24 protein-coding genes and 1 pseudogene are annotated in these 23520 nt (G+C 74.2%); 15 read left to right on the top strand and 10 right to left on the bottom strand.

Annotated elements, in window-relative coordinates; translation table 11 throughout:
- Positions 1–17 precede the first annotated feature (17 nt).
- The 8 genes from ABZX30_RS25785 (at position 18) to ABZX30_RS25750 (ending at position 8347) form a co-directional block, all read left to right on the top strand.
- Positions 18–1415 (top strand): nicotinate phosphoribosyltransferase, encoded by a 1398-nt coding sequence (locus ABZX30_RS25785; protein ID WP_355937462.1) that lies wholly within the window; start codon positions 18–20, stop codon positions 1413–1415.
- Between the two features lie 66 nt (positions 1416–1481).
- Positions 1482–1802, top strand: coding sequence for a DUF1918 domain-containing protein (locus ABZX30_RS25780; RefSeq protein ID WP_355937438.1), 321 nt, complete (start codon positions 1482–1484; stop codon positions 1800–1802).
- Positions 1786–2667: a universal stress protein gene (locus ABZX30_RS25775; protein ID WP_355937436.1), complete on the top strand. Its 882-nt coding sequence runs from the start codon at positions 1786–1788 to the stop codon at positions 2665–2667. Before ABZX30_RS25780 ends, ABZX30_RS25775 begins: the two co-directional genes overlap by 17 nt.
- A gap of 39 nt (positions 2668–2706) precedes the next feature.
- On the top strand, positions 2707–3696 hold the full coding sequence (locus ABZX30_RS25770; RefSeq protein ID WP_355937434.1) for a nitroreductase: 990 nt from the start codon (positions 2707–2709) through the stop codon (positions 3694–3696).
- Positions 3697–3728: 32 nt separating this feature from the next.
- Positions 3729–4169, top strand: coding sequence for a CBS domain-containing protein (locus tag ABZX30_RS25765; protein WP_355937432.1), 441 nt, complete (start codon positions 3729–3731; stop codon positions 4167–4169).
- Positions 4159–7035, top strand: a complete 2877-nt coding sequence (locus ABZX30_RS25760) for a cation-transporting P-type ATPase (RefSeq protein ID WP_355937430.1) — start codon at positions 4159–4161, stop codon at positions 7033–7035. The genes ABZX30_RS25765 and ABZX30_RS25760 overlap by 11 nt, the downstream gene beginning before the upstream one ends.
- Entirely contained in the window at positions 7035–7694 is a 660-nt protein-coding gene (locus tag ABZX30_RS25755; RefSeq protein ID WP_355937428.1) for a TrkA family potassium uptake protein, read from the top strand. The genes ABZX30_RS25760 and ABZX30_RS25755 overlap by 1 nt, the downstream gene beginning before the upstream one ends.
- On the top strand, positions 7691–8347 hold the full coding sequence (locus tag ABZX30_RS25750) for a TrkA family potassium uptake protein (RefSeq protein WP_355937426.1): 657 nt from the start codon (positions 7691–7693) through the stop codon (positions 8345–8347). The genes ABZX30_RS25755 and ABZX30_RS25750 overlap by 4 nt, the downstream gene beginning before the upstream one ends.
- A gap of 33 nt (positions 8348–8380) precedes the next feature.
- Here ABZX30_RS25750 and ABZX30_RS25745 read toward each other — a convergent pair whose 3' ends face one another.
- A complete protein-coding gene (locus tag ABZX30_RS25745; protein WP_355937424.1) occupies positions 8381–8824 on the bottom strand; it encodes a universal stress protein in 444 nt (147 codons plus the stop codon).
- Between the two features lie 58 nt (positions 8825–8882).
- Entirely contained in the window at positions 8883–9407 is a 525-nt protein-coding gene (locus ABZX30_RS25740; protein WP_355937422.1) for a hypothetical protein, read from the bottom strand.
- Positions 9408–9686: 279 nt separating this feature from the next.
- Here ABZX30_RS25740 and ABZX30_RS25735 point away from each other — a divergent pair, with 279 nt between their 5' ends.
- Positions 9687–9887, top strand: a complete 201-nt coding sequence (locus tag ABZX30_RS25735) for a hypothetical protein (protein WP_355937420.1) — start codon at positions 9687–9689, stop codon at positions 9885–9887.
- 44 nt (positions 9888–9931) lie between these two features.
- Here the strand turns inward: ABZX30_RS25735 and ABZX30_RS25730 are convergent, their stop codons facing one another.
- Genes ABZX30_RS25730 through ABZX30_RS25705 form a run of 6 tightly spaced genes read right to left on the bottom strand, consistent with a single transcriptional unit; the run spans position 9932 to position 15115 of the window.
- Positions 9932–10438 (bottom strand): hydrogenase maturation protease, encoded by a 507-nt coding sequence (locus ABZX30_RS25730; protein ID WP_355937418.1) that lies wholly within the window; start codon positions 10436–10438, stop codon positions 9932–9934.
- Positions 10435–11781, bottom strand: a complete 1347-nt coding sequence (locus ABZX30_RS25725) for a nickel-dependent hydrogenase large subunit (protein WP_355937416.1) — start codon at positions 11779–11781, stop codon at positions 10435–10437. Before ABZX30_RS25725 ends, ABZX30_RS25730 begins: the two co-directional genes overlap by 4 nt.
- Complete coding sequence (locus ABZX30_RS25720; protein ID WP_355937414.1) at positions 11778–12668, bottom strand: oxidoreductase; 891 nt, start codon at positions 12666–12668, stop codon at positions 11778–11780. The genes ABZX30_RS25725 and ABZX30_RS25720 overlap by 4 nt, the downstream gene beginning before the upstream one ends.
- A gap of 1 nt (position 12669) precedes the next feature.
- Complete coding sequence (locus tag ABZX30_RS25715; RefSeq protein WP_355937413.1) at positions 12670–13488, bottom strand: FAD/NAD(P)-binding protein; 819 nt, start codon at positions 13486–13488, stop codon at positions 12670–12672.
- Entirely contained in the window at positions 13485–13922 is a 438-nt protein-coding gene (locus tag ABZX30_RS25710) for a Crp/Fnr family transcriptional regulator (RefSeq protein WP_355937460.1), read from the bottom strand. Before ABZX30_RS25710 ends, ABZX30_RS25715 begins: the two co-directional genes overlap by 4 nt.
- A gap of 17 nt (positions 13923–13939) precedes the next feature.
- Complete coding sequence (locus ABZX30_RS25705; RefSeq protein ID WP_355937411.1) at positions 13940–15115, bottom strand: 4Fe-4S dicluster domain-containing protein; 1176 nt, start codon at positions 15113–15115, stop codon at positions 13940–13942.
- Positions 15116–15408: 293 nt separating this feature from the next.
- On the opposite strand from ABZX30_RS25705, the pseudogene ABZX30_RS25700 reads away from it, so the two are divergent.
- The 6 genes and pseudogenes from ABZX30_RS25700 to ABZX30_RS25675 all read left to right on the top strand — a co-directional run.
- Positions 15409–15909: pseudogene (locus ABZX30_RS25700) on the top strand (AMP-binding protein); the annotation flags it as partial.
- 185 nt (positions 15910–16094) lie between these two features.
- Entirely contained in the window at positions 16095–17225 is a 1131-nt protein-coding gene (locus ABZX30_RS25695; protein WP_355937409.1) for an AMP-binding protein, read from the top strand.
- Positions 17222–18247 (top strand): pyruvate dehydrogenase (acetyl-transferring) E1 component subunit alpha, encoded by a 1026-nt coding sequence (gene pdhA, locus ABZX30_RS25690; RefSeq protein ID WP_355937407.1) that lies wholly within the window; start codon positions 17222–17224, stop codon positions 18245–18247. Before ABZX30_RS25695 ends, pdhA begins: the two co-directional genes overlap by 4 nt.
- Positions 18244–19317, top strand: a complete 1074-nt coding sequence (locus tag ABZX30_RS25685; RefSeq protein ID WP_355937405.1) for an alpha-ketoacid dehydrogenase subunit beta — start codon at positions 18244–18246, stop codon at positions 19315–19317. The genes pdhA and ABZX30_RS25685 overlap by 4 nt, the downstream gene beginning before the upstream one ends.
- Position 19318: 1 nt before the next feature.
- A complete protein-coding gene (locus ABZX30_RS25680; RefSeq protein ID WP_355937403.1) occupies positions 19319–20725 on the top strand; it encodes a 2-oxo acid dehydrogenase subunit E2 in 1407 nt (468 codons plus the stop codon).
- Between the two features lie 5 nt (positions 20726–20730).
- Positions 20731–21012 carry an acyl carrier protein gene (locus ABZX30_RS25675; RefSeq protein WP_355937458.1) on the top strand — a complete coding sequence of 94 codons (282 nt, stop codon included), beginning with the start codon at positions 20731–20733 and terminating at the stop codon, positions 21010–21012.
- Here ABZX30_RS25675 and ABZX30_RS25670 read toward each other — a convergent pair.
- Together ABZX30_RS25670 and ABZX30_RS25665 are read right to left on the bottom strand one after the other, a co-directional pair.
- Complete coding sequence (locus ABZX30_RS25670) at positions 20994–22469, bottom strand: AAA family ATPase (protein ID WP_355937456.1); 1476 nt, start codon at positions 22467–22469, stop codon at positions 20994–20996. The genes ABZX30_RS25675 and ABZX30_RS25670 overlap by 19 nt on opposite strands.
- Positions 22470–22572: 103 nt before the next feature.
- The gene (locus tag ABZX30_RS25665; protein ID WP_355937401.1) at positions 22573–23439 is read right to left on the bottom strand and encodes a universal stress protein; all 867 of its coding nucleotides are present in this window, start codon (positions 23437–23439) and stop codon (positions 22573–22575) included.
- Positions 23440–23520: the final 81 nt, after the last annotated feature.

Below are 23520 nucleotides of genomic sequence, written 5' to 3'. Positions count from 1 at the left end.
CCTCCGGGGCGATCACCATGTCCGAAGTCACCACCACCGACCTGTACGAAGTGACCATGGCCATGTCCTACCTCCGGGAGGACATGCTGGCCCCGGCCACCTTCAGTCTCTTCGTCCGTGACCTCCCGCCCGGCCGCGGCTTCCTGGTCGCCGCCGGACTGGAGCCCGCCCTGGACTTCCTGGCCGGCTACCGGGTGGAGCGCGCGGACGTCGAGGAGTTCGCGGCCGCGCTGCACCGACCGGTGCGGGACCTCGAACCGCTCCTCGGACTCGCCTTCGAGGGCGAGGTGCGCGCCGTGCCGGAGGGCCGAGCGGTGTTCCCCGGTGAGCCGCTGCTGGAGGTGACCGCCCCGCTGCCGCAGGCCCAGCTCGTCGAGACGTACCTGCTGAACCAGATCTGCCACCAGACGGTGGTGGCGTCCAAGGCGGCCCGCTGCGTCCTGGCCGCCGCCGGACGGCCGGTGGTGGACTTCTCGCTGCGCCGCACCCACGGCCCGTGGGCGGGTGTGCAGGCGGCCCGGCTGGGCGCCCTGGTGGGCTTCGCCGGCACCAGCAACGTCGCCGCCGCCACCGCCCTGGGCATCCCGGCCTCGGGCACGATGGCCCACTCGTACATCGAGGCGTTCCCCGGCGAGGAGGAGGCGTTCCGGGCCTTCGCACGCAGCCATCCGGGCCCCGTCACCTTCCTCGTCGACACCTACGACACCGAGGAGGGCGTGCGGATCGCGGCTCGGGTGCTGCGGGACCTGGGGCGCGGTCCCGGTTGCGCGATCCGGCTGGACAGCGGAGACCTCGACGCCCTCTCGCGCCGGGCACGCGCCGTCCTGGACTCCGCCGGGCCGGCCGGCGTGCGGATCGTGGCCAGCGGCGGACTCGACGAGTACGCGGTGGACCGGCTGGTGCGCGCCGGTGCCCCGATCGACGTGTACGCCGTGGGAACGCGCGTGGGCGTGGCCGCGGACGCCCCGTACCTGGACGCCGCGTACAAGCTCGTCGAGTACGACGGCCGCCCCGTCATGAAGCTGTCCTCGGCGAAGGTCACGGCTCCCGGCCGCAAACAGGTCTTCCGCCGCGCCGGGCGGCCCGACGTCATCGCCCTGTGGCGGGAGGGACCGCCGGACGCGGCACGGCCGCTGCTGCGCACGGTGATGCGCGGCGGCCGCCGGACGGGGCCCCCGGACCGCTGGCAGGACGCTCGCGACCGGTTCCGCGAGGACGTCGCCGCGCTGCCGGGGCCGGCGCTGCGGATCGAGGATCCCGAACCGGTCCGGCCGGTCGTGTCCCGGGCGCTTCAGGAGCTGACGGCCACGGTGCGCGCCGGCCTCGAGGAACGGTTTCGTCCCGATCGCCTCGCCACTGTGCCCGGGTGGGCCCGACGGGGACGAGGCGAGGACCAATGGCCCCTTCAACCCTGACCGCGGCGGGTTTTCCATGAGATCGGCGGCGCGGCTCCGCGCCGGCACAGGGAGGAGGTGAGCGGGATGTCCGCTCCCGCACCGACGAGGAAGGACGACCGGACCGTGCCGGGTGCCGGCGCCGAGGCGACCGGGAACTCGATGCGCGCCCGCGTGGGCGACGAGATCGTCGTCCGCGGCACCGCGGCCGGGGTCGTGGCCCGGGACGGCGAGATCGTGGGACTCCACCATCCGGACGGCAGCCCGCCGTACGACGTCCGCTGGGCCGAGGACGGACGGGTGACCCTGTACTTCCCCGGGCCCGACGCCTACGTCAGGCATCTGACGCACGCGTCGCCGCATCCCGCCGGGCCGGTGACCGGAGGCCGTCATGTCGCGGCCCGCTGAGCGCCGGCGGATCGTGGTGGGCGTCGATCCCGATCCCGGCCGGCGGGCCGCGCTGGCCTGGGCGGCCGACGAGGCCGCCCGCCGTCGGCTACCGCTGCGTCCCGTCCACGTCGAGGGCGTGCCGACCCGGGGATACCGGGGGCGGGAGGTACCGCCTTCCTGGGAGGAATGGAACGAGGCGCTGCACAAGGCCGGAAAGCAGGTGCTCGAGGAGGCCGCGGCTTTCGTCGCGGCACGGCACCCGCAGGTCGAGGTGGATGCCGTGCTCGCGGAGGGCGATCCCGTGTGGGTGCTGCGTGAGCAGAGCCGCGACGCCACGGCCGTCGTCCTGGGCTCACGGCACCTGACCCGGGCCCAGGAGCTGTTCGGCACCGCCTCGATCGCCCTGCCGGTCATGGCACACACGCGTTGCCCCGTGGTCGTCGTGCCGGAGCCGGAGCACATCACCCAGGAGCCCGCGTACTACGTCGTCGGCGTCGATGGCAGCGAACACTCGGCTGCCGCGGTCGACGTGGCGTTCGAGGAGGCGGCCCTGCGGGGTGCCGAACTGCGGGCCCTGTACGTGTGGGAGCCGGGACCGCTGCGGATCTTCGGCGAGTACGACCCGCAGCAGGAGGCCCGCCGGCTGCTCTCCGAGGCGGTGGCCGGCCGCCGGGCCCGCTACCCGGAGGTGGACCTGCGCCACGAACTGGTCGTCGGGCATCCCGTGCAGGTCCTCACCGACGCCTCCGCCCACGCGCTGGGCCTGGTGGTGGGGACCCGGGGCCACGGAGGCTTCACCGGCATGCTGCTGGGCTCGGTCAGCCAGGGAGTGCTGCACCACGCCCGCTGCCCCGTCATCGCCGTTCCGTCGATGCCGGCGTGAGGCCGGGGTCGGCACACCCCGGGGAGAAGGGAAGCCACCGTGACCGGACACCCTCTGGACGTGAACGCCGTCACCGCGCTCGTGGCGGACGCCGCGGCGGCACCCTCGCTGCACAACGCACAGCCGTGGCGGTTCCGCCTGCTGCGCGACACGGGCGTCCTGCGCCTGTACGCCGACCCGGAGCGAAGCCTGCCCCGTACCGATCCGGACGGGCGGGGCCTGCATCTCGGCTGCGGCGCCGCGCTCTTCAACCTGCGCGTGGCCGCCGCCGCGACCGGGCGGGCGCCCGTCGTCCGGCTGCTGCCCGACCCGGACGACGCGGAGCTGCTCGCCGAGGTGGGCCTGCGCGGCTCCGCGGCACCCGACGAGTCACTGGCCCGGCTGCACCCGGCGATCTCCCGCCGTCATTGCAGCCGTCTCCCCTTCCGCGACGAGGACATCCCGGCCGCCGTGACGGACCGGCTGTGCGGCGCGGCCCGTGCCGAGGGGGCCCAACTGCGGTTCGCCGGTGCCTGGCACGTACGGTCGATCGTGGACCTGGCACAGGACGCCGAGGGCCGGGAGGGACTGGACCCGGGACTGCTCGCCGAAAGGGCGCAGTGGGTGCACACGGAACCGTCGGGCGCCGCGGGGGCCCCCGACGGCATCCCCGCCGAGGCGCTCGGCCCCCGTCAACGCGGTACCGCGGCCCCCGTGCGCGACTTCGCCGCCCGCCGTCCGGTGCCGGGGCGTGGCTGGGCGTCCTTCGAGAAGAACCCGCACATCGCTCTGCTGGGCACGGCCCACGACGGGCGCCCGGACTGGCTGCGCGCCGGTCAGGCGCTGGAGCGGGTCCTGCTCCAGGCCACCATGGACGGGCTGGTCTCCTCGATGACGTCCCAGCCCCTGGAATGGCCCGAACTCCGGTGGGCCGTTCGCGACCCGGTCTCCGCCATGGCCCACGTGCAGATGGTGCTCCGGCTCGGTTACGGCCCCGAAGGCCCCGCGAGCCCGCGGCGACCGGTGACCGACCTGCTCGACATCGTGTGAGGCGGGCTGATGGCATGAGGGTCCGCGAGGTCATGACCGCTCCGTCGGTCTCCGTCGCGCCGCACGCGTCCCTGCTCGAGGTCGTCCGGCAGATGACCGGGTCCGCCGTCGGCTCCGTCCTCGTCGTCGAGGACGGAGCGCTGCGCGGCATCGTCACCGACCGCGACCTGGCCCTGCGCGGCCTCGGCGGTGGCCTGGGCCGGGAGTCCCCGGTGGAGGCGGTGATGTCGGCCGAGGTGGTCACGGTCGACGCGGACGACGACGTCCGGGTGGCCTACCGGACGTTCCGCCGCACCGGCGTGCGCCGGCTCCCGGTCCTCGACGGGGACCGGGTGGTGGGGATGCTGACGATCGACGACCTCTTCCTGGACATCTTCCGGCAGCTGGCCGACCTGCTCGGGCCCGTCGCCTGGAGCGTGCTCCAGGAGCCGCCCGGGCCGCCTTCGGCGGCTGGAGCCGGGCATGTCTCCTGAACCGGCCGGGCGGGGAGCGTTCCCGCGTCACCGGCCCGGAGCGGCCACGCTGTACGACGACGGCCCGCGCACGGACGTCGTGGCCCCGGCCGCCGGACCGGCCCCGGACCGGCCCGGCGGCCCCGGTCCGTCCGTGCCGTCCCTGCCCGTCGCGGACGTCTTCGCCGCCCTGGACGCTTCCCCGCGCGGCCTCACGTCGGCCGAGGCCGGCGCCCGGCAGGCCCGCTGCGGTCCCAACGAGCTGCCCGGCGTGGCCCGCGGGCACATGGGGGGGCGGCTGGTCGCACAGTTCACCGACCTCTTCGCGGTGGTGCTGCTCGTCTCCTCCGCGATCACCTTCCTCGCCTACGCACTGGAGCGGCCCCGGGATCCGGCGACGCTCCAGCTGGCGCTGGCGATCCTCGGCGTGGTCCTGCTGAACGCGGGCATCGGTTTCGCGCAGGAGTACTCCGCCGAGCGCACGGCGGAGTCCCTGCAGGCGATGGTGCCGCACACCTGCCGGGTGCTGCGGGACGGGGCTCCGCGGGAACTGCCCGCCCGGGACCTGGTGCCCGGCGATGCCGTGCTCATGGAGGCGGGGGACGCGGTGCCGGCCGACTGCCGGCTGGTCGAGGCACACGACGTCGCCGTCGACAACGCGGCACTCACCGGCGAGAGCGACGCCGTCGCCCGGGTCGCCGGGCCGGTGCCGGCTGGACCGCCGCTGGAGGCGCGCAACTGCGTGTTCATGGGCACCGACGTGGTCGCGGGCACGGGCCGGGCGGTGGTCTTCGCCACCGGCACGGGCACCGAGTTCGGGAGGATCTTCAAGCTCACCGCCGCGGCACCCCGGCAGAAGACCCCGCTGCAGCGCCAGGTCGCGGCCATGGCCCGCCGGGTGGCGGGGGTCGCGCTGGCGACCGGAGCCGTCCTGTTCGCGGTGCGCCTGCCCAGCGGGCAGCCGTTCGTCGACACCTTCGTCTTCTCGCTCGGAGTGATGGTCGCCCTCGTTCCCGAAGGTCTGCCGGCGACGCTCTCGGTGTCGCTGGCGATCGGTGTGCGCCGCATGGCCCGTCGGCACGCGCTGGTCAAGCAACTGCTGGCGGTGGAGGCGCTCGGCTCGACCAGCGTGGTGTGCACCGACAAGACGGGGACGCTCACGCAGGCCGAGATGACCGTCGTACGGCTGTGGGCGAACGGCGTGCCGCACTCCGTGGCCGGGGTGGGATACGCGCCCGTCGGTGCGGTCGCCGGGGCGGGATCCGTGCGGGAGCTGCTGCGGACGGCGGCCCTGTGCTGCAACGCCCGGCTGGTGCCGCCCGCCGGACGTGACGGGTGGCGGGTGCTCGGTGACACCACCGAGGGCGCGCTCCTGGTTGCCGCCATGAAGACCGGCCTGGATCCGGCTGCGGAGGAGGCCCGGACACCGCGGGTGGCGGAGTATCCCTTCGACTCCGTCCGCAAGCTGATGAGCACCGTGCACCGCGAAGGGGACGGCACGTACACCGCGTGCGTCAAGGGGGCGCCGCTGGAGCTGCTCGCCCGCTGCGACACCATCGACCGGGAGGGCACGCGGACACCGCTCACGCAAGCCGGCCGGGCCGAGGTGGCCGCGGCCGCGGACGCCATGGCAGGGCAGGGCCTGCGCGTGCTGGCGGTCGCCCGGCGACGGGTGCCGGACCCCCGCCCGGCGCTCGCGGACGTGGAGTCGCGGCTGACCCTGCTGGGACTCGCCGGGATGTACGATCCGCCGCGCCCGGAGGTGAAGGACGCGGTGGAAGCGTGCCGACGGGCCGGGATCCGCATCGTCATGGTCACCGGCGACCACCCTCTGACCGCGGAGGCCGTCGCCCGCCGCGTCGGCATCGTACGGGGACCCGCGCCGTCCGTGGTCACCGGCGCTCAACTGGACGCGCTGGACGACGACGGCGTGGACGCGCTGCTGACGGGCTCCGCCGAACTGCTGCTGTGCCGGGTCAGTCCCGAGCACAAGATGCGCGTGGTCACCGCCTTGCAGCGGCGCGGTGAGGTCGTCGCCGTCACCGGGGACGGCGCCAACGACGCGCCCGCCCTGAAACACGCCGACATCGGCGTCGCCATGGGCGCCTCCGGCACGGACGTCGCCCGTGAGGCGGCGGTGATGGTGCTGCTCGACGACTCCTTCGCCTCCATCACCGCCGCGGTGGGGCTGGGCCGCTCCGTCTACCGCAACATCCGCAAGTTCCTGGTCTACCTGTTCAGCCACAACATCGCCGAGCTGGTGCCGATCCTGGCGGCGACCTTCACCGGGTTCCCGCTGGTGCCGATCACGGCCGTGCAGATCCTCGCCATCGACCTGGGCTCCGACGTACTGCCCGCGCTCGCGCTCGGCGCCGAGCCGATGGAGGCCGACGTCATGGACAGCCCGCCGCGACCGCGCCGGGAACGGCTGTTCTCGACCGCCGTCATGAGCCGGATCGTCTTCCTCGGCGGCATCCAGGCCCTCGGCGTCTGTGCCGTCTTCTTCTGGCACATCCACGCCTCCGGCATCCCCTACACGGACTTCACCAGGGACGACCCCGTGTACCGGGAGGCGATCACCCTGGTGCAGGCCGGCATCGTCGTCAGCCAGTTCTTCAACGCCCTCGCGGTGCGCACCGACCGGCAGAGCGTCTTCCGGGCAGGTGTGCTGTCCAACCCCTGGCTGATCGGCGCCGGCTGCGTCGGCATCGCCCTGATGGCCGCCATCAGCTACGCGCCGCCACTCCAGGCGGTCTTCCACACCGCACCGCTGGATGCCGCCGACTGGGCGGTCCTCGCCGGATTCGGGGCGCTGCTGCTGGCCGCCGAGGAAGCCCGTAAGTGGGTGCTGCGGCACCGGAGGCGGTCCCCGAAGGGAGGGACGTGATGCGCGTGGTCATCGTGGGCTGCGGCCAGGTCGGTTCCACCCTCGCGGCACAGCTGGTGACCGAGGGCCATGACGTGCGTCTCGTCGACCGGCGCCCCAAGGCGCGCAGGCTGCTGCCGCCAGGCTTCCCCGGCACCTTCCACGTGGGCAACGGCTTCAGCCGTCCCGTGCTGGAAGCGGCCGGGATCGTGCACGCGGACGCGCTCGTCGCGGTCACCTCGGGGGACAACAGCAACATCGTGAGCGCCCGGACCGCCAAGGAGACCTACCGGGTTCCGGTCGTCCTCGCCCTCGTCCACGACCCCAGTCGCGCCGCCATCTACCAGGACCTGGGCATCCCCACGATCTCCAGCGTCCGCTGGGCCGTCGGCCGTATCCACCAGATGCTGCTGCACCGTCACCTCACGTCGGAACTCTCCTTCGGCAACGGCGAGACCCTCCTGGTCCGCTCCGGTCTGCCGGCCTACGTCACCGGACGGCAGCTGACCGAGTTCGACGTGGACGGGGAGATCCGCGTCGTGGAGATCACCCGCGCCGGGAGATCGCTGCTGCCCGCCCACGGTGTCCTCGCCGAACCCGGCGACCTGGTCACCTTCGCCGTCGCGGCGACCGCGCTGAACCGTCTGCGCGGCTTTCTCGACAAGGAGCTGGGAACGTGAAGGTCCTGATCGCGGGTGCGGGCCGCCTCGGCACACAGATCGCCCAGGTGCTGTCCGCCGCCCGCAACGAGGTGACCCTCGTCGAGCACGACGAGGACCGCCTCGCGGAACTCGCGGGCATGCCGTCGGTGCGCCTGGTGGCCGGGGACGCCTGCGAGCCCGCGCTCCTGGAGCGCGCGGGCGCGCCGGCCTGCGACCTCGTCGTGGCCGCCACCGGCCGGGACGAGGACAACCTCGTCATCGGCCTGCTCGCCAAGCGCCGGTTCGGCGTGGGCCGGGTGGCGGCGCGCGTCAACGACGCGGAGAACGCCTGGCTCTTCGACCAGCGGTGGGGCGTGGACGTGGCCGTGCCCGCGGCCACCCCGCTGATCTCGCTCATCGAGGAGGCCACCGGCGCCACGGACACGGTGGCCCTGCTGCGGCTGAGCAAGGCGGGCGTCGAAGTCATCGAGACCGCGATCACCGGGCAGTCCCGGGCCGCGGGGCAGCTGCTGGGTGAGATCACGCTGCCGGCGGGCACCGTCGTCGCCACCGTCGTCCGCGACGGACGCCCCACGGTGCCCGGTCCCGGGGTGCGGCTCCTGCCGGGGGACGAACTCCTGCTCGTCTCGCACGAGGCCACCGAGCAGGAGATCCATGCGGTGTTCCAGTGACCCGGGCGGGCCGTGCCGGACCCCGGACCCGGGTCAGGACGGACCGGAGCGCACGATCACCACCGGGCAGCCGGCGTGCTGCGCCACGTGCTGGCCGACGGACCCGAGCAGCACGCGGGCGAACCCGCCCCTCCCCCGGCTGCCCACCACCAGGACCTCCGCTCCCTCGGCGGCCCGCAGCAGGACGTCGGCGGGGTTGCCGTGCACCACGTGGGTCCTGACCGACTCGGCCGCGTCCGTGCCCAGCACATCGGTCAGCTCCTGCCTCATCCGCCGGCGGGCCTCTTCCTCGTCGACATCCATGTCCACGGCGGGCGCCGACCAGCCGTACCGGCCCGGCAGCTCCCACACGGAGACCGCGTCCACGGTGCCGCCCACGAGGCCCGCGTAGCGCACGGCCCATCGCAGGGCCGCGTACGAGGACTCAGACCCGTCGACACCGACCACCACCTTCGGCCCGGAGGCATCCTTGTCCATCTGTCCCACCTCTCCTACGGATCCCGTACCGACCGACGGCTCGCCCCTTCACTCCCGCTCAGCGGTCGCGGCGCGCCGCCCACAGGGGTTCCACCCGTTCCCATTCGCGGGCCCACCGGGCGCTGCGGCGGTGGTCGAAGGACCTGCCGACGGCCCACCACACGCCGAGAGCGGCGGCCGCGCCGCCGGACGCGGTCCCGAAGCCCACCGCCACGCCGGTGGTCACGGGGAGGTCCCTCCCCGGTGGCGGCGCGGAGACGACACCGCGGCCATCGAGCCACACGGTCGCCGTGGCCCCCCGGTGGAGCCAGGCCCGCACCGGCGCGAGCGCGGTGTGGCCGCCCTCCCGGTCGCTCCACCGGACGAGGGCATGGAATCCGGACTGCGCACCGGCGCGGTCGTCGCTCGACCTCGCGTCCGACAGCAGGTGTGCGGAGACCGGATGGAGCCGTGCCACCCGGGCCTGCCGCGCCTGCGCGGAGTGGCTGTACGTCGCGTACCCGGCGCTCACCGCCGCCAGGGGCAGCGCCACGACGGCGAGGACGGCGAGGAGGGTACGGAGCCTGCGTTCCAGCCGGTCCACCGGACGCTCAAGGGGGTTCCGGGCTGCGTGCGGCCGCCGCGGGGCCCGGTTCTCGGGGGCGCCGAACGCGGTCCGGTGCCAGGGGAGATGCGGTGTCCGCACGGCGGGCCCTCCGCCCTGGAGTCGTCGTTCCGATACCGTTCCAGCGTCTCGCGCCGCACAGCGGGCCCGGTAGGGGCCCGACGGTCCTCGTGAGTGCCGTTCGGCCCCACCGCCGGAAGCGGTTCGGCAGCGATGCTGTGCCTGTCGGGACCGCACCACGCGAAGGGAGGGGAAGCGATGAGCAAGCGCAGGCGAGCCAAGCGGCCGGCCCAGCGCGGAGGCGGCGGTGCCCGGTTGCCGTCGCGGGCCGGGGCCGCCCACGCGACGGGCGGTCCGGTCCTCCACAGCGCCCGCGGCACGGCCGGTGACTGGGTGCTGCTGCCTGGCGGCACATGGCGGCGCGTCGAGACGATCCGGGTGCAGCGGCTGTTCGGCTGAACGCTCCGGACCCGCTGCGGCCCCGGAGCTCGCGGCCGTGCCGTTCACGGCAGAGGCGCTTCCCCGGAGGTGTGCCGCCGCTGGGTCGCCTCGTGGGCCTGCCGGACGGAGGCGGAGGCACGCCCGGCCAGTTCGGGGAGGGCCGAGCGCACCGGTTCGCTCAGTCCCGCGCCCAGTTCGATGCCGGCCACCTCCACGGCGTGCACGACGACGTGCCGGGGGAGCAGGCCGAGGGTGTCCGCGAGAGCGAGGCACTCCCCCAGGCCCAGGGCGTGCGTGCTCGACGCGCCCCTCGCCCGGCCTGCCGCCTCCGACGCCGTCAGGGTGTGCAGCCGGCCGGGCCTGGACGGCTGGAGACGGAGGGCTTCCACGACGACCGCCGTGTCCGCGCCGCGCCACAGTTCGAGCAGCCGGCCGGGGTCGCCGTCGCTGACCGCCAGCACGGTGTCGTCGGGCACCCTGCCCCGCAGGGCCTCCACCACCGCCGGCCCGGCCCCGTCGTCACCGCGCAGGGGGTTGCCCACACCGATCACCACGACCCGGCCGGTCATGCGCGGTCCACCGTCAGGTCGAGGAAGTGGGCGGCGCAGGAGATGCAGGGGTCGTGGTTGCGGATGGCCCGCTCGCACAGGTGGGTGAGCTCCTCGTCGCCGGGCGCGGGTCCCCGCAGGCGGAGGCGTGCCTGGACGGCCCGGCGCACGTCCTCCTCGATGGCCGTCTGGTTCTGGGCCGTGGGAGGGATGATGCGGGCCGCGGTGAGCGTGCCGTCCTCGGCGAGGGCGTACCGGTGGTACAGCAGTCCCCGCGGTGCCTCGGTCGCGCCGGCGCCCGCCGCCCTGCGGGGAACGACGTCGAGGGCGGGCCGCGCCGGCCGTTCGTAGTCCTGGATGATCCTCAGGGCCTCCTCGACGGCGTGCACCACTTCCACGGCGCGTACGACGATGCTGCGGAAGGGGTTGTGGCAGATGTCCCCGGCCGCGGGATCGCCCAGTCCGGCGGCCCTGGCGGCCTCGGCCGCCACCGGGTGGAGCCACCGGCCGCTGACCGCGTAGCGGGCCAGTGGGCCGGTCAGACAGCGGCGGCCGTCGAGCACGGCGGTCAGCGCGGTGCTGTGCGGCACCTGCTCCTCGCGCACATGCTGTTCCAGGTCGCGGACGGGGAACTCGCGCGGTGCCGGCGTCCGGCCGTGGGGGGCGACGACCGTGGGGGTGCCGGAGTCGATGGCGTAGCGGCCCGGCTCGCGCAGCGCGAACAGGTCGTGATCGCTCGCCGCGTCGGGAAAGTCGAACGCCGACACCCAGCGGACGGTCTCCCACGCGTCGTCGCGAGCCTGCCGCAGCCGTTCGGCCAACGGCCTGAGTTCCGCGGGGTCCGGTGTGCGGTAGAAGCCGCCGACACGGATGTTGACCGGGTGGATGGGCCGTCCGCCCAGCTGTTCGAGGATCGCGTTGCCGGTCTGCTTGATCCGCAGGCCGCGCTCGACGGCCGTGCGCTGGTCGCGGGCGAGTTCGACGACGTCGGCCCGGCCGAGGAAGTCGGGGGCGTGCAGCAGGTGGATGTGCAGGCTGTGGCTCTCGATCCATTCGCCGCAGTACAGCAGGCGGCGCAGTTCGGCGAGCGGCCCGTCGACGGTGACGCCGCAGGCGTTCTCGATCGCCAGGCAGGCGCTCATCTGGTAGGCGACCGGGCAGATGCCGCAGATGCGCGCGGTGATGTCCGGTGGCTCGGTGTGGGCGCGACCGATCAGGAAGGCTTCGAAGAACCGGGGTGGTTCGTAGATGCGCAGCCGGGCCTCGGTGACCCTCTCCTCCTTCAGGCGCAGGTACAGAGCGGCTTCGCCTTCCACTCGGGCCAGTGCGTCCAACCGCAGGACGCGGGTTCCGCGATCGGTCATGCCGGCCTTTCCGGGTCGGGTGCTGTTCCTGCCCGAGGGGTGTCCTGCTCCTCGGCCGCGAGATCGGCTACGGGTGCATACTCCGGCGCGGCGGCGTTGAAGGTGCGGAAGACACGCAGGACGTCCGCCTCGCTCATTCCGTCGCGGCGCAGCTGCGCGACCATGGAGCGCAGGTTGGGCCGGCCGGTCGGGCCGAAGCAGCCGTAGCACCCGCGCCCGTACGCGGGGCAGATGGCACCGCAGCCGGCGTGGGTGACCGGGCCCAGGCAGGGCGTGCCGTGGGCCACCGTGACGCAGGTGGTGCCGCGCCTCTTGCACTCGAAGCAGACACTGTGGCCGGGGATCTGGGGGGTGCGTCCGGCCAGGTGGGCGGTGATGACCTCGAGGAGCTGGCGGCGGTCGATGGGGCAGCCGCGGAGTTCGAAGTCGACCGGCACATGGGCGGAGATCGGGGTCGACGTCTCCAGGGTGGCGATGTAGTCCGGGCGGGCGTAGACGGCGGCACGGAACTCGTCGGCGTCCCCGAAGTTGCGCAGTGCCTGGATGCCGCCCGCGGTGGCGCACGCGCCGATGGTCACCAGGCGCCGGGAGATACGCCGGATGTGCCGGATCCGCTCGGCGTCCTCGGCCGTGGTGATGGAGCCCTCGACCAGGGAGAGGTCGTAGGGGCCCCGGCCGGCCGGCTCCGCGCGTCCTCCGCCGGGGCCCTCGGCCGAGGACATCTCCAGGAAGTGCTCGACGCGTACCCGCCCGGTCAGGCCGAGCAGTTCGTCCTCGCAGTCGAGCAGGGTCAGCTGGCAGCCGTCGCAGGAGGCGAACTTCCATACGGCGAGCGTGGGCCGGGGGTCGGGGTCGTCCTGCCGGTGGCTGGCTCGGTCGGTTTCCATGTCACAGCTCCCGTACGGCCAGCAGGTGTTCCACCCGGTCGTAGGCGACGACCGGTCCGTCCCGGCACAGCAGCAGCGAACCGAGCTGGCAGTGGCCGCAGTGGCCGGTCGCGCAGCGCATGTTGCGTTCCAGCGACAGCTGCACGCGGTGGGCGGCCAGGCCCCGGCCCATCAGGGCCCGGGCGGTGTGGCGCATCATCACCTCCGGTCCGCACACCAGCGCCCGGGTCCGCTCCGGGCGGAGGGCGAACGCGTCGACGAGGGTGGTGACGACCCCCACCGAGCCGCGCCAGCCGGGGCCGGGGCGGTCGACGCTCACCCCCACCTCGGCCCGGTGGCGCCAGCGCTCGATGTCCTCCCGGTAGATCAGGTCGTCAGGGGTACGGGTGCCCACCAGGATCACCGGCCTGCCGTAGGCGGCCGGCCGGTCCAGGACCGCGTGCACCACCGGTCGCAGCGGCGCGAGTCCGATGCCGCCGGCGATCACCAGGACGTCCTGGCCGGTCGCCGCCTCGAGGTCCCAGCCGGTGCCGAAGGGCCCGCGCAGCCCGACGGTGTCTCCGGGGCGCAGGCCGTACAGGGCGGCGGAGACCGCGCCCACGGCCCGTACGGTGTGCACGAGGCCCCCGTGCGTGCCGCGCAGGGCGCTGACCGAGACCGGCACCTCACCGACCCCGAACGCGTAGACCATGGCGAACTGGCCCGGGGCGAAGGGCGGGAGCCTCCTGCCGACCGGGACCAGTTCCACGGACCGGGTGTCGGCGGTCTCCGCCCGGGTCCCGGCGACCCGGTACGGCAGCGGCGGCAGCGCGGTGCTCATGGCGGACCGCTCGCGTGGGGTGCGTACAGGTCCAGCAGCCGGATGCGGGTGCCCTGCAGGCGCTCGGCGACCACCGCGGTGAAGCGGCGCATCAGGGCGTAGCCGAGTTCCGGGTCGGCGGCGCACAGAGCGAGGATGTCGCCGGCGGGGAACTCCACGGCCTCCACCGCGGTCACCGCCCGTGCGCCGAGGTCCCACCGGTAGGGCGGGCGGATCCACGACCAGCCCAGCAGCTGCCCCGCGCCGAGCGTCTCCACGAGGGCCTCGGGGTGCCTGCCGGGGACACAGATGTCCAGGGCGACCTCGCCGCTGCGCAGCAGCCAGAAGCGGTCGGCTTCGCCCCCCTCGTCGAACAGGCGCGCGCCGGCCGGGAAGGCCACGTCGAGTGCCACGGCCAGCAACCGCTCGCGCTGTACGAGCGGGAGGAAGTCCATGGGCGGGGGCGGCCCGGTCACGGTGCCTCCCCCGGTGCGCCGGCCCGCGTCCAGTCGTGCAGGGCCGCGGCCTCCTCCGTGATGTCGATGCCGACCGGGCACCACACGATGCAGCGGCCGCAGCCCACGCAGCCGGAGGAGCCGAACTGGTCGTACCAGGTGCCGAGCTTGTGGGTCATCCACTGCCGGTAGCGGCTGCGCGAGGAGGTACGGACGGGCCCGCCGTGCAGCCGGGAGAAGTCCAGGTCGAAGCAGGAGTCCCAGAGCCGCCACCGCTCCGCGTGGTCACCGGTGAGGTCGGTGACGTCCTCGGTGGTCGTGCAGAAGCACGTGGGACACACCATCGTGCAGTTGCCGCAGGTCAGGCAACGCCCGGCGACGTCGTCCCAGCGGGGGGCGTCGAGCGTTTCGGCCATCAGTTCCCGCAGGTCGGCCTCGGGCATGGTCCTGCCCATCCGGTCGGCGGCGCCGGCGACGCCTGCGCGGGCCGCCGCACGGGTGGCGGGGTCCGCCGGGCGGCCGGGCAGTGCGGCCAGGATCTCCTCGCCCTCCCGGCTGCCGCCGCGGATCCAGAAGCGGTGGCCGTCGTCGTCGGCCACCTCGGTGATCACCAGGTCACAGCCGGAGGGGGCCGCGGGCCCCGTGCCCATCGAGACGCAGAAGCAGGTGGCGCCGGGCTCCGTGCACTCGACCGCGATGAGCAGCGCGCCGGCGCGCCGCCCCTCGTACCCGGGGTCGCGGTGGGTCCCGCCGGTGAGCACCCGGTCCTGGACGGCGATGGCCCGCGCGTCGCAGGGACGCACCCCGAGGAAGGCGTAGCGCGGCGGTGAGGTCTCCTCGGGCGTGAACACCGTCTCCTCGCCCACCCGGTCGGCACTCCACTGCCGCACGCGCGGCGGATGCAGGAACTGCTTCCACGACTGGGGGCCCGCCGCGTTCGCGAACGCGGCACCGTCGGTCCGCTCCCGGAGACGGTACGTCCCGGCTTCGAGTTCGACGCCCCACCCGTACGGCAGCTCATCGGCCGACTCCAGCTCCGCCAGCACGATCGCACCGTCCCGGACGGTGGGGCCGACCACGGTGAACCCGCGCCCGGAGAGCACGTCCACGAGCGCGCTCATGCCGTCCTTGCCCGTCACCAGCCCGCCGGACGCGGGCGGCGACGAGGCGTTCACGCCGGGGTCCGCACTCATGGCCGTTCTCCTTCAGCACCGCCTCGGGCCGGTGGCACACCGCAGGTGCCTCGCACAGTCCACGAACGCAGGATTTCCGGTCCGGCACCACACGGGTAGGGCCATGCGGGCCACGGCCCGGGGCCGTTCGTCGCTACCCTCCCGGCCGGCCCGGCGCCCTCCCCCGCCCCTTTCCGCCTCCGGCCGTCCGGCCTGCCAGGGGCTCGACGGCCACGCACGGGGGCCGTTCGGCCCAGTGCGTGCGGCGCCGCCCGGACAGATGGTCGAAGAGGGGCCGCAGGAAGGTGGCTGCCATGCCATGGGAAACGATCCGGAAGGACACACCGCCTCGCGTCGAGCCGAATCTGGACGACTACGAGAAGGTGTGCGCGGGCTTCAGCTGGCCCGAGGCGCGTGCCTGCCTGGAGGGGCTGCCCGGCGGACGCGGACTGAACATCGCGCACGAGGCCGTGGACCGGCACGCCGCGGCGGACCACGCCGCGGCGGTCGCCCTGCGCTGCGTCGGGCGGGACGACTCCGTGACCTGTGTGACGTACGGGGAGCTCGCCCGTTCCACGGCACGGTTCGCCCATGTGCTCCGCGGCCTCGGCATCGGTCACGGCGACCGGGTGGCGACCCTGCTGGGCCGCTGCCCGGAGCTGTACACCGTGGTCCTCGGCACGCTGAAGAACACCAGCGTCCTGTGCCCGCTGTTCTCCGCCTTCGGACCGGACCCGGTGGCCCAGCGGCTGACGCTGAGCGACGCGCGGGTGCTGGTCACCACGGCGGAGCTGTACCGGCGCAAGGTCGCCGGGCAGCGCGGGAGGCTCGCCGCCCTGCGCCATGTGCTGATCGTCGGCGAGGGCGCGGACGAGCTGCCCGGCACCGATTCCCTCACCACGCTGATGGCCGAGGCGCCCGGCACCTTCACCATCCCCCCGACCTCGCCCCACGACTGCTCCACTTCACGAGCGGTACCACGGGCACCCCCAAAGGCGCCGTGCACGTGCACGAGGCGGCCGTCGCCCACTACACGACCGCGCGGTACGCTCTCGATCTGCACGCGGACGACGTGTTCTGGTGCACGGCCGATCCGGGCTGGGTCACCGGCATGTCCTACGGCATCGTCGCGCCGCTCATGCACGGGGTCACGGTCGTGGTGGACGAGGGCGACTACGACGCCCGCCGCTGGTACCGGATCCTCGCCGGTCAGCGGGTCAGCGTCTGGTACACGGCGCCGACGGCCCTGCGGATGCTGATGCGGACGACGCCCCGCTCGGGCCCGTACGATCTGCCCCGCTCGTTCGACCTCGGCGCGCTGAGGTTCGTCGCGTCCGTCGGTGAGCCGCTCAATCCGGAGGCCGTGGTCTGGGGCCGGGACGTCCTCGGGCTGCCGGTGCACGACAACTGGTGGCAGACCGAGACCGGCGCCATCATGATCGCGAACTTCGCCGCCTGCGAGATCCGTCCGGGGTCGATGGGGCGTCCGCTGCCCGGCGTGGAGGCAGCGGTGCTGCGGCGGGGCGAGGACGGCCGCGCGGAGCGGACCGGGGGCCGCGTCACCGTCGTGGACGAGCCCGGCGTGGAGGGTGAGCTGGCGCTCCGGCCGGGCTGGCCGTCCATGTTCCGCGGCTATCTGCACGACGAGCCACGCACCGCGGCGGCCTTCGCGGACGGCTGGTACCTCACCGGCGACCTGGTACGACGTGACGCGGACGGCTGGTACTGGTTCGTCGGGCGCGCGGACGACGTCGTCAAGTCGGCCGGGCACCTCATCGGGCCGTTCGAGGTGGAGAGCGCCCTGATGGAGCACCCGGCGGTCGCCGAGGCCGGTGTCATCGGCCGGCCCGATCCCGTCGCCGGGAACATCGTCAAGGCGTTCGTCACCCTGCGGCCGGACGTCGCGGCGGACGCCCGGACCCGGCAGGAGCTGCTGGCCTTCGCCAGGCGCCGGCTCGGCCCGGCCGTGGCGCCACGTGAGATCGCCTTCGACCAGCACCTGCCGCACACCCGCAGTGGAAAGGTGATGCGCCGTCTGCTGCGGGCACGTGAACTCGGCCTGCCCGAGGGCGACCTCTCCACCCTGGAACAGTCCGGCTCCGCCCAGGACACGACGGAGGCGTCCGCATGAGCACCACCCACGCCCCACGCGGCCCCCGGACCGGGGCCCGGCCGGACCACCAGGCGGCGCACCGCCGTGCCCTGCTGGAGTCGATGCTGCGCGTGCGCCGCTTCGAGGAGCGCTGCGTGGAGCTGTACAGCGCCGCGCGCATCCGGGGTTTCATGCACCTCTACATCGGCGAGGAAGCCGTGGCCGTCGGCGTCAACGAGGCCCTCACGGACGAGGACGCGGTCGTGTCGACGTACCGTGAACACGGCCATGCGCTCGCCCGCGGGGTCCCGGCCGAAGCGATCATGGCGGAGATGTTCGGCAAGGCCACCGGCTGCAGCCGTGGCCGTGGCGGCTCCATGCACCTCTTCGACGCCGGCCGCCGCTTCTACGGCGGCAACGCGATCGTCGGCGGCGGCCTCCCGCTGGCCGCCGGCCTCGCCCTCGCCGACCACATGACCGGCCGCAACCGGGTCACCTGCTGCTTCTTCGGCGACGGCGCCTTCGCCGAGGGCGAGTTCCACGAGACCGCCAACCTCGCCGCGCTGTGGGGACTGCCCCTGCTGCTGGTCTGCGAGAACAACCTGTACGCGATGGGCACGGCCCTGGCCCGCCACCAGGCCCAGACCGACCTCGCGCTGCGTGCCGCCGCGTACGGCATGGTCTCCTGGCCCGTCGACGGCATGGACGTCCTCGCCGTCGAGGACGCCGCCCGGCGGGCAGCCGAAGGGGTGCGCGCCGGCACCGGGCCGCACTTCCTGGAGATGCGCACGTACCGCTTCCGGGCCCACTCGATGTACGACTCCGACCGCTACCGCGACAAGGACGAGATCGAGCACTGGAAGGAGCGCGACCCGGTGGAGGGCCTCGCCCGGCGGATGCGGGAGGCGAAGGAGCTCACCGACAAGGCCCGCACCCTCCTGGAGGACCGCGTGGCCGCCGAGATCGACGGTGCCGTCGAGGTGGCCGACCGGGCGCCCGAAGAGCCCGTCGAGGACCTGCTGAAGTACGTCACCAGCCCGGTGGAGGCGAGCCGGCCATGACCACGACCCACACCCGCACCGCGGACCCCGCCACACCCTCCGACCGGAAGACGACCTACCGGGAGGCGATGCGCGAGGCGATGCGCGAGGCCCTGCGCACCGACGAGCGCGTGTTCCTGATGGGCGAGGACGTGGGCCGCTACGGCGGCTGCTTCGGCGTCAGCCTCGGCCTGCTGGAGGAGTTCGGGCCCGAGCGGATCCGCGACGCCCCGCTGTCGGAGTCCGCGTTCGTCGGCGCCGGCATCGGCGCGGCCCTGGCGGGCATGCGTCCCATCGTCGAGATCATGACCGTGAACTTCAGCCTGCTGGCCCTGGACCAGATCCTCAACAACGCGGCGACCCTGCTGCACATGTCGGGCGGCCAGCTGCCGGTCCCGATCGTCATCCGGATGACCACGGGCGCCGGACGGCAGCTGGCCGCCCAGCACTCGCACAGCCTGGAGGGCTGGTACGCCCACATCCCGGGCCTGCGCGTGCTGGCCCCGGCGACGATCACGGACGCCCGGTACATGCTCGCGCCGGCCCTGGCCGACCCCGACCCCGTGCTGATCTTCGAGCACGGCAGTCTGTACAACGTCTCCGGCGAGCTGCCCGCCCGAACGAGCCCGGTCGACCTCGCACACGCCGCCGTCCGCCGGCCCGGGACGGACGTCTCGGTGATCACCTACGGCGGCTCGCTGCCCAAGGCGCTGGCCGCCGCCGACGACCTGGCGAGCGCCGGCATCAGCGCGGAGGTCGTGGACCTGCGCACCCTGCGCCCCCTGGACGACGCCACCATCGGCGACTCGGTCGCGCGCACGCACCGCGCCGTCGTCGTCGACGAAGGCTGGCGCACCGGCAGTCTCGCCGCGGAGATATCCGCGCGCCTGACCGAACAGCACTTCTACGACCTCGACGCCCCCGTCGAACGGGTGTGCAGCGCCGAGGTGCCCATGCCCTACGCGCGCCGCCTGGAGGAGGCCGCGCTGCCGCAGCCCGCCGGAATCGTCACGGCCGTACGCCGGGCGGTCGGCGCGCCCGTGCCGACGGGTGAGGACGGACCGGGTGCGGCCGCCGGGAGGTCGAGCTGACATGGCCGAGTTCACCATGCCCTCGCTCGGCGCGGACATGGACGAGGGCCTGCTTCAGGAGTGGCTCGTGGGTCCCGGGGACCGGGTGCGCAAGGGGGACGTCGTCGCCGTCGTGGAGACCGACAAGGCGGCCATCGAGGTCGAGTGCTTCCAGTCCGGCACCGTGGGACGGCTGCTCGTCCGGCCGGGGACCCGGGTACCGGTGGGAACACCTCTCGCGGTGATCGAGGCCGAGGGCGCGCCCGTCGCCGGGGCGGGCGGGCCCGAGGAGCCGGTGGGGGCCGAAGCGCAGGCGGCCACCCCCGTGGCCGCCGGTCCTGCCGCCGAGCCGGTGCCGCGGGAGACGGTACGGGGCCCGGCGCGCGCGGCCGAGCCCGCGCCGGACAGCGGGACGGGACCGCTGGTACGGCACCTCGCGCTGCGGCGGGGCGTCGACCTGACCGCCGTGCACGGCACCGGACCTGGCGGGCGGATCACGCGTACCGACGTGGAGCACGCGGCGCCCGCCCCCGCGCCGAGAGTGCGCGCCACCCCGTACGCCCGGCGGCTCGCCGCGGACCTCGGCATCGACCTGACGGCCGTGCCGGGCACCGGGGACGGCGGAGCCGTGCGCGCCGCGGACGTGCGCGCGGCCACGCGTAAGAGCACCGGACGGCACGAGCCGGAGCGGGTGACCGCGCCCCGGCGGGACGGCGAGCGGCACGGGCGGGCGGCTGTGCCGGCCGCCGGTCTCGCCGAACCCCGTACGGACGCCATGCGCCGTACCATCGCCGAGCTGATGAGCCGCTCGAAGCGCGAGATACCGCACTACTACCTGTCGACCACGATCGACTTCGCCGCGGCCGGGGACTGGCTGCGCCGGTTCAACCGCGGCCGTCCGCCCGCCGACCGCCTCGCTCCCGCGGCCCTGCTGTTGAAGGCCGCCGCCACGGCGGCACGTGAGGTGCCCAGCGTCAACGGCTACTGGCAGAACGACGCGTTCGTCCCCGGCTCCGCGGTCGACCTGGGGGTCGCGGTGTCGCTGCGGCAGGGCGGACTGCTCGCGCCGGTCATCCACGGCGCCGACACACTGTCACCCGAGGCCCTCATGGCCGGCCTGAAGGACCTGGTCCAGCGCGCCCGCCGGGGCCGGCTGCGGGGCAGCGAGATGTCCGGCGCGACCCTGACCGTCACCAGCCTGGGCGACCAGGGCGTGGAGACCGTGTTCGGTGTCATCCATCCGCCCCAGGTGGCCCTGGTCGGCTTCGGCGCCGTCGTCGAGCGGCCCTGGGCCACCGGCGGCATGCTCGGTGTGCGCCCGGTGGTGACCGCGACCCTGGCGGCCGACCACCGGGCCACGGACGGTGCCGTGGGGGCGCGCTACCTGACGGCGGTCGACCGGCTGCTGCAGAAACCGGAGGAATGGTGAGTCAGATGAAGCCCCTGGACGACGCGGAGGCCACCGCGGTGGTCAAGGAGTCGATCACCCGGATCATCCCCGACGCGGACTTCACCCGGGTCGGACCGCACGACAGGTTCCGCGATGTGCTCGAACTCGATTCGCTCGACTTCCTCAGCCTGGTCGAACTGCTCTGCGAACGCACGGGGATCCGCATCGACGAAGAGGACTACCCGCAACTGACCACGCTGTCGGACAGCGTACGGTTCCTGGTCGGCAGGTCGCGGGAGAGGGCACCTCAGTCCGGTTCCATGTAGGGGCGGCGGAAGACCGGGGCCTGGCCGGCTCCCCAGGGCCGTACGGCGGCCAGCGCCCGGGCGACCGTGGACTCCAGGGGGCCGCTGCTGTCGATGGCGACGGCCTCGGGCCACGGCGGTTCGCCGGCCGCCATGGCGGCGGCGATGTCGGGGCCGGCATCCGACGGGCCGGCCGCACGCGTGGTCAGACGGGCCGCGGACACGTCGTCCGGCACATGACAGTGCAGGGCCACCAGGTCGGCGCTGGTGCGCGCGGCCACGCCCAGGGCCGCCGCACGCTGTCCCGCGTCGGACCAGGTGGCGTCGAGGACGACGGACTCGCCCGAGGACAGCAGCACGGCCGCGCGATCGAGCAGGGCGGCATAGGTCCTGGCCGTCCACTCCGCCGTGTAGAGGCCCTTCTTGTAGCCGGCGGCCGCGGACTGCTCCACGGGGATGCCGGCCAGTTCCTTGCGGAGGCGGTCACTGCTGAGCAGGGTGACCCCCAGCCGGTCGGCCAGCGCCCCGGACAGGGTGGACTTCCCGCTGCCGGGCAGTCCGCCGACGAGGGTGAGGCAGACGGCGGAGCTGCGCAGGTGGCGCAGTGCCGTCGCGGCCAGCCGCCGCGACGCCGCCTGAGCGCCGGACGCGCCCTGCCGGGCCTGGATCAGGGACACCTTGGCGCGGACGAACGCGCGGTAGGCGATGTAGTGGTGCCACAGGGAAGGGGGCGCGGGATCGCCGGAGAACTCGCCGTACCGGGCCAGGAAGTACGCGGCGGCCTGCGGGGCGCCGAGCTGTTCCAGGTCCATGGCGAGGAAGGCGGCGTCGTCCAGGCCGTCGACGTAGCGGAGCCGGTCGTCGAACTCCAGGCAGTCGAGCACGCGCGGGCCGTCGTCGAGGCAGAAGATGTCCTCGGCGAGGAGATCGCCGTGGCCGTCGACCACCCGGCCCCGCTCGATACGGGAGTCGAACAGCGGTTTGCGGCCGGCGAGGTAGCGGCGGACCAGCCGCTCGGTCTCGGGAACCTCGGCGGGGACGAAGCCCTCGGCGGCCAGCGCGCGGACCTGCGCGAAACCGGCCTCCCACCGCGACAGCAGGGCGTCCCGGGTGCCTTGCTCGTCCACTTCGGGGCCACGGGGCGCGTCCGCGTGCCAGGCGGCGAGGTGACGGGCCACGGTCCGCAGGACGTCGTCGACGTCGGCTCCTTCCCGTACCAGGCGGGACAGACGGCGGTCCGCCGGCATGCGGCGCATCACCACGAGGGGTTCGGGCGCCTGCGCGTCCGGGCCGCGGAACTCGCCCAGCCCCAGGTAGACATCGGGGGCGAAGCGGCGGTTGAGGGCGACTTCGTGCTCGCACGCCGCCCGGCGGGCCGCCACCGTGGTGTAGTCCAGGAACTCCAGATCGACCGGCTTCTTGACCTTGTAGGCGCGGTCGCAGGCGAAGAACACGATCGCGGTGTGGGTCTCGAACACCTCCGCGCGCGGCGGCCGCCCACCCTCGGGCCGGGCACCGGAGCGGAGCGCGGACGCGTCCGTGCGCGCCACCGTCCGCTCCGGTGGCCCGCCGGGCCCGGACTCAGTCATGAGGGACGACGGCGACCGGGCAGCGCCCGTGATGGATGGCCGCCTGCGCCACGGGACCCAGATGGGGCGCGAGGCCCTGACGGTGCCGGCGGCGGCCCACGACCAGCAGCGAGGCGCCTTCGGCGGCCTGTACGACGGCCTTGGCGGGGTTCACGGGACGGACGTCGTCGGCCACCTCCACCCGCGGGTACTTCTCCCGCCACAGGCGGAGCGCCTCGCTCAGCCTCTGGTGCGCTTCGCGTGTCATCTCGTCGATGATCTCGTGGTCCACGCCCCAGGGCACCCGCGCGTGGAGCGGCACGCTGTGGCCGTGCACGGCCAGGAGAGGGATGCCCCTGGCGGCAGCGGTGTGGAAGGCGAAGTCGAGCAGGGCCTCACAGGGCCCGGGGAGTTTCAGGGCCACGACCACCCGGTGGCTCGCGGGAGCCGGACGGTCCTCGCGGCCTTCGGCGCGGACCAGCACCACCGGCCGCTCCGCCCGTGCCACGACGGGCATGCTGACGTCACCCAGGAAGTAGCTCTCGACGGGCTCCAGACCGCGCGAACCCAGCACCGTCATCTCCGACTCCGCAGCCGCTCGGAGCAGCGCGTGCTGAGCGTCGTCGGCGACCAGGTCCGCGACGACGGACAGGCCGGGGTGGCGCGCCTGGAGTTCCGCTCGCGCGGTGCGGACGAGACGCTTCGCCCAGTAGTTCTGATCGACTTCCGCGGGAACGCGGGCCGGTTCCGGCGCCAGCAGCGGCCACGCGTGCAGCAGACGCAGGGGGAGCCGGCGCTTGTCGGCCTCCTCGGCGGCCCAGCGGGCGGCTGCGAGGCTCTCGGGCGAGCCGTCGAGGCCCACGGTGACGGCTGGTTGCATGGCGGCGTCCTCCCTCTCGTAAGAAGCTGGAAGTGACGGTGGAGGAGTCCGGTCGACTGGACGGTGCGGACATGGCCTGTG

Origin of the sequence: Streptomyces sp. NPDC004542 (genome assembly GCF_040610035.1) — a bacterium.
GTDB lineage: Bacteria > Actinomycetota > Actinomycetes > Streptomycetales > Streptomycetaceae > Streptomyces.
The sequence above is the reverse complement of the archived record's forward strand: the minus strand, read 5'-3'. Positions and strand labels throughout refer to the sequence as shown.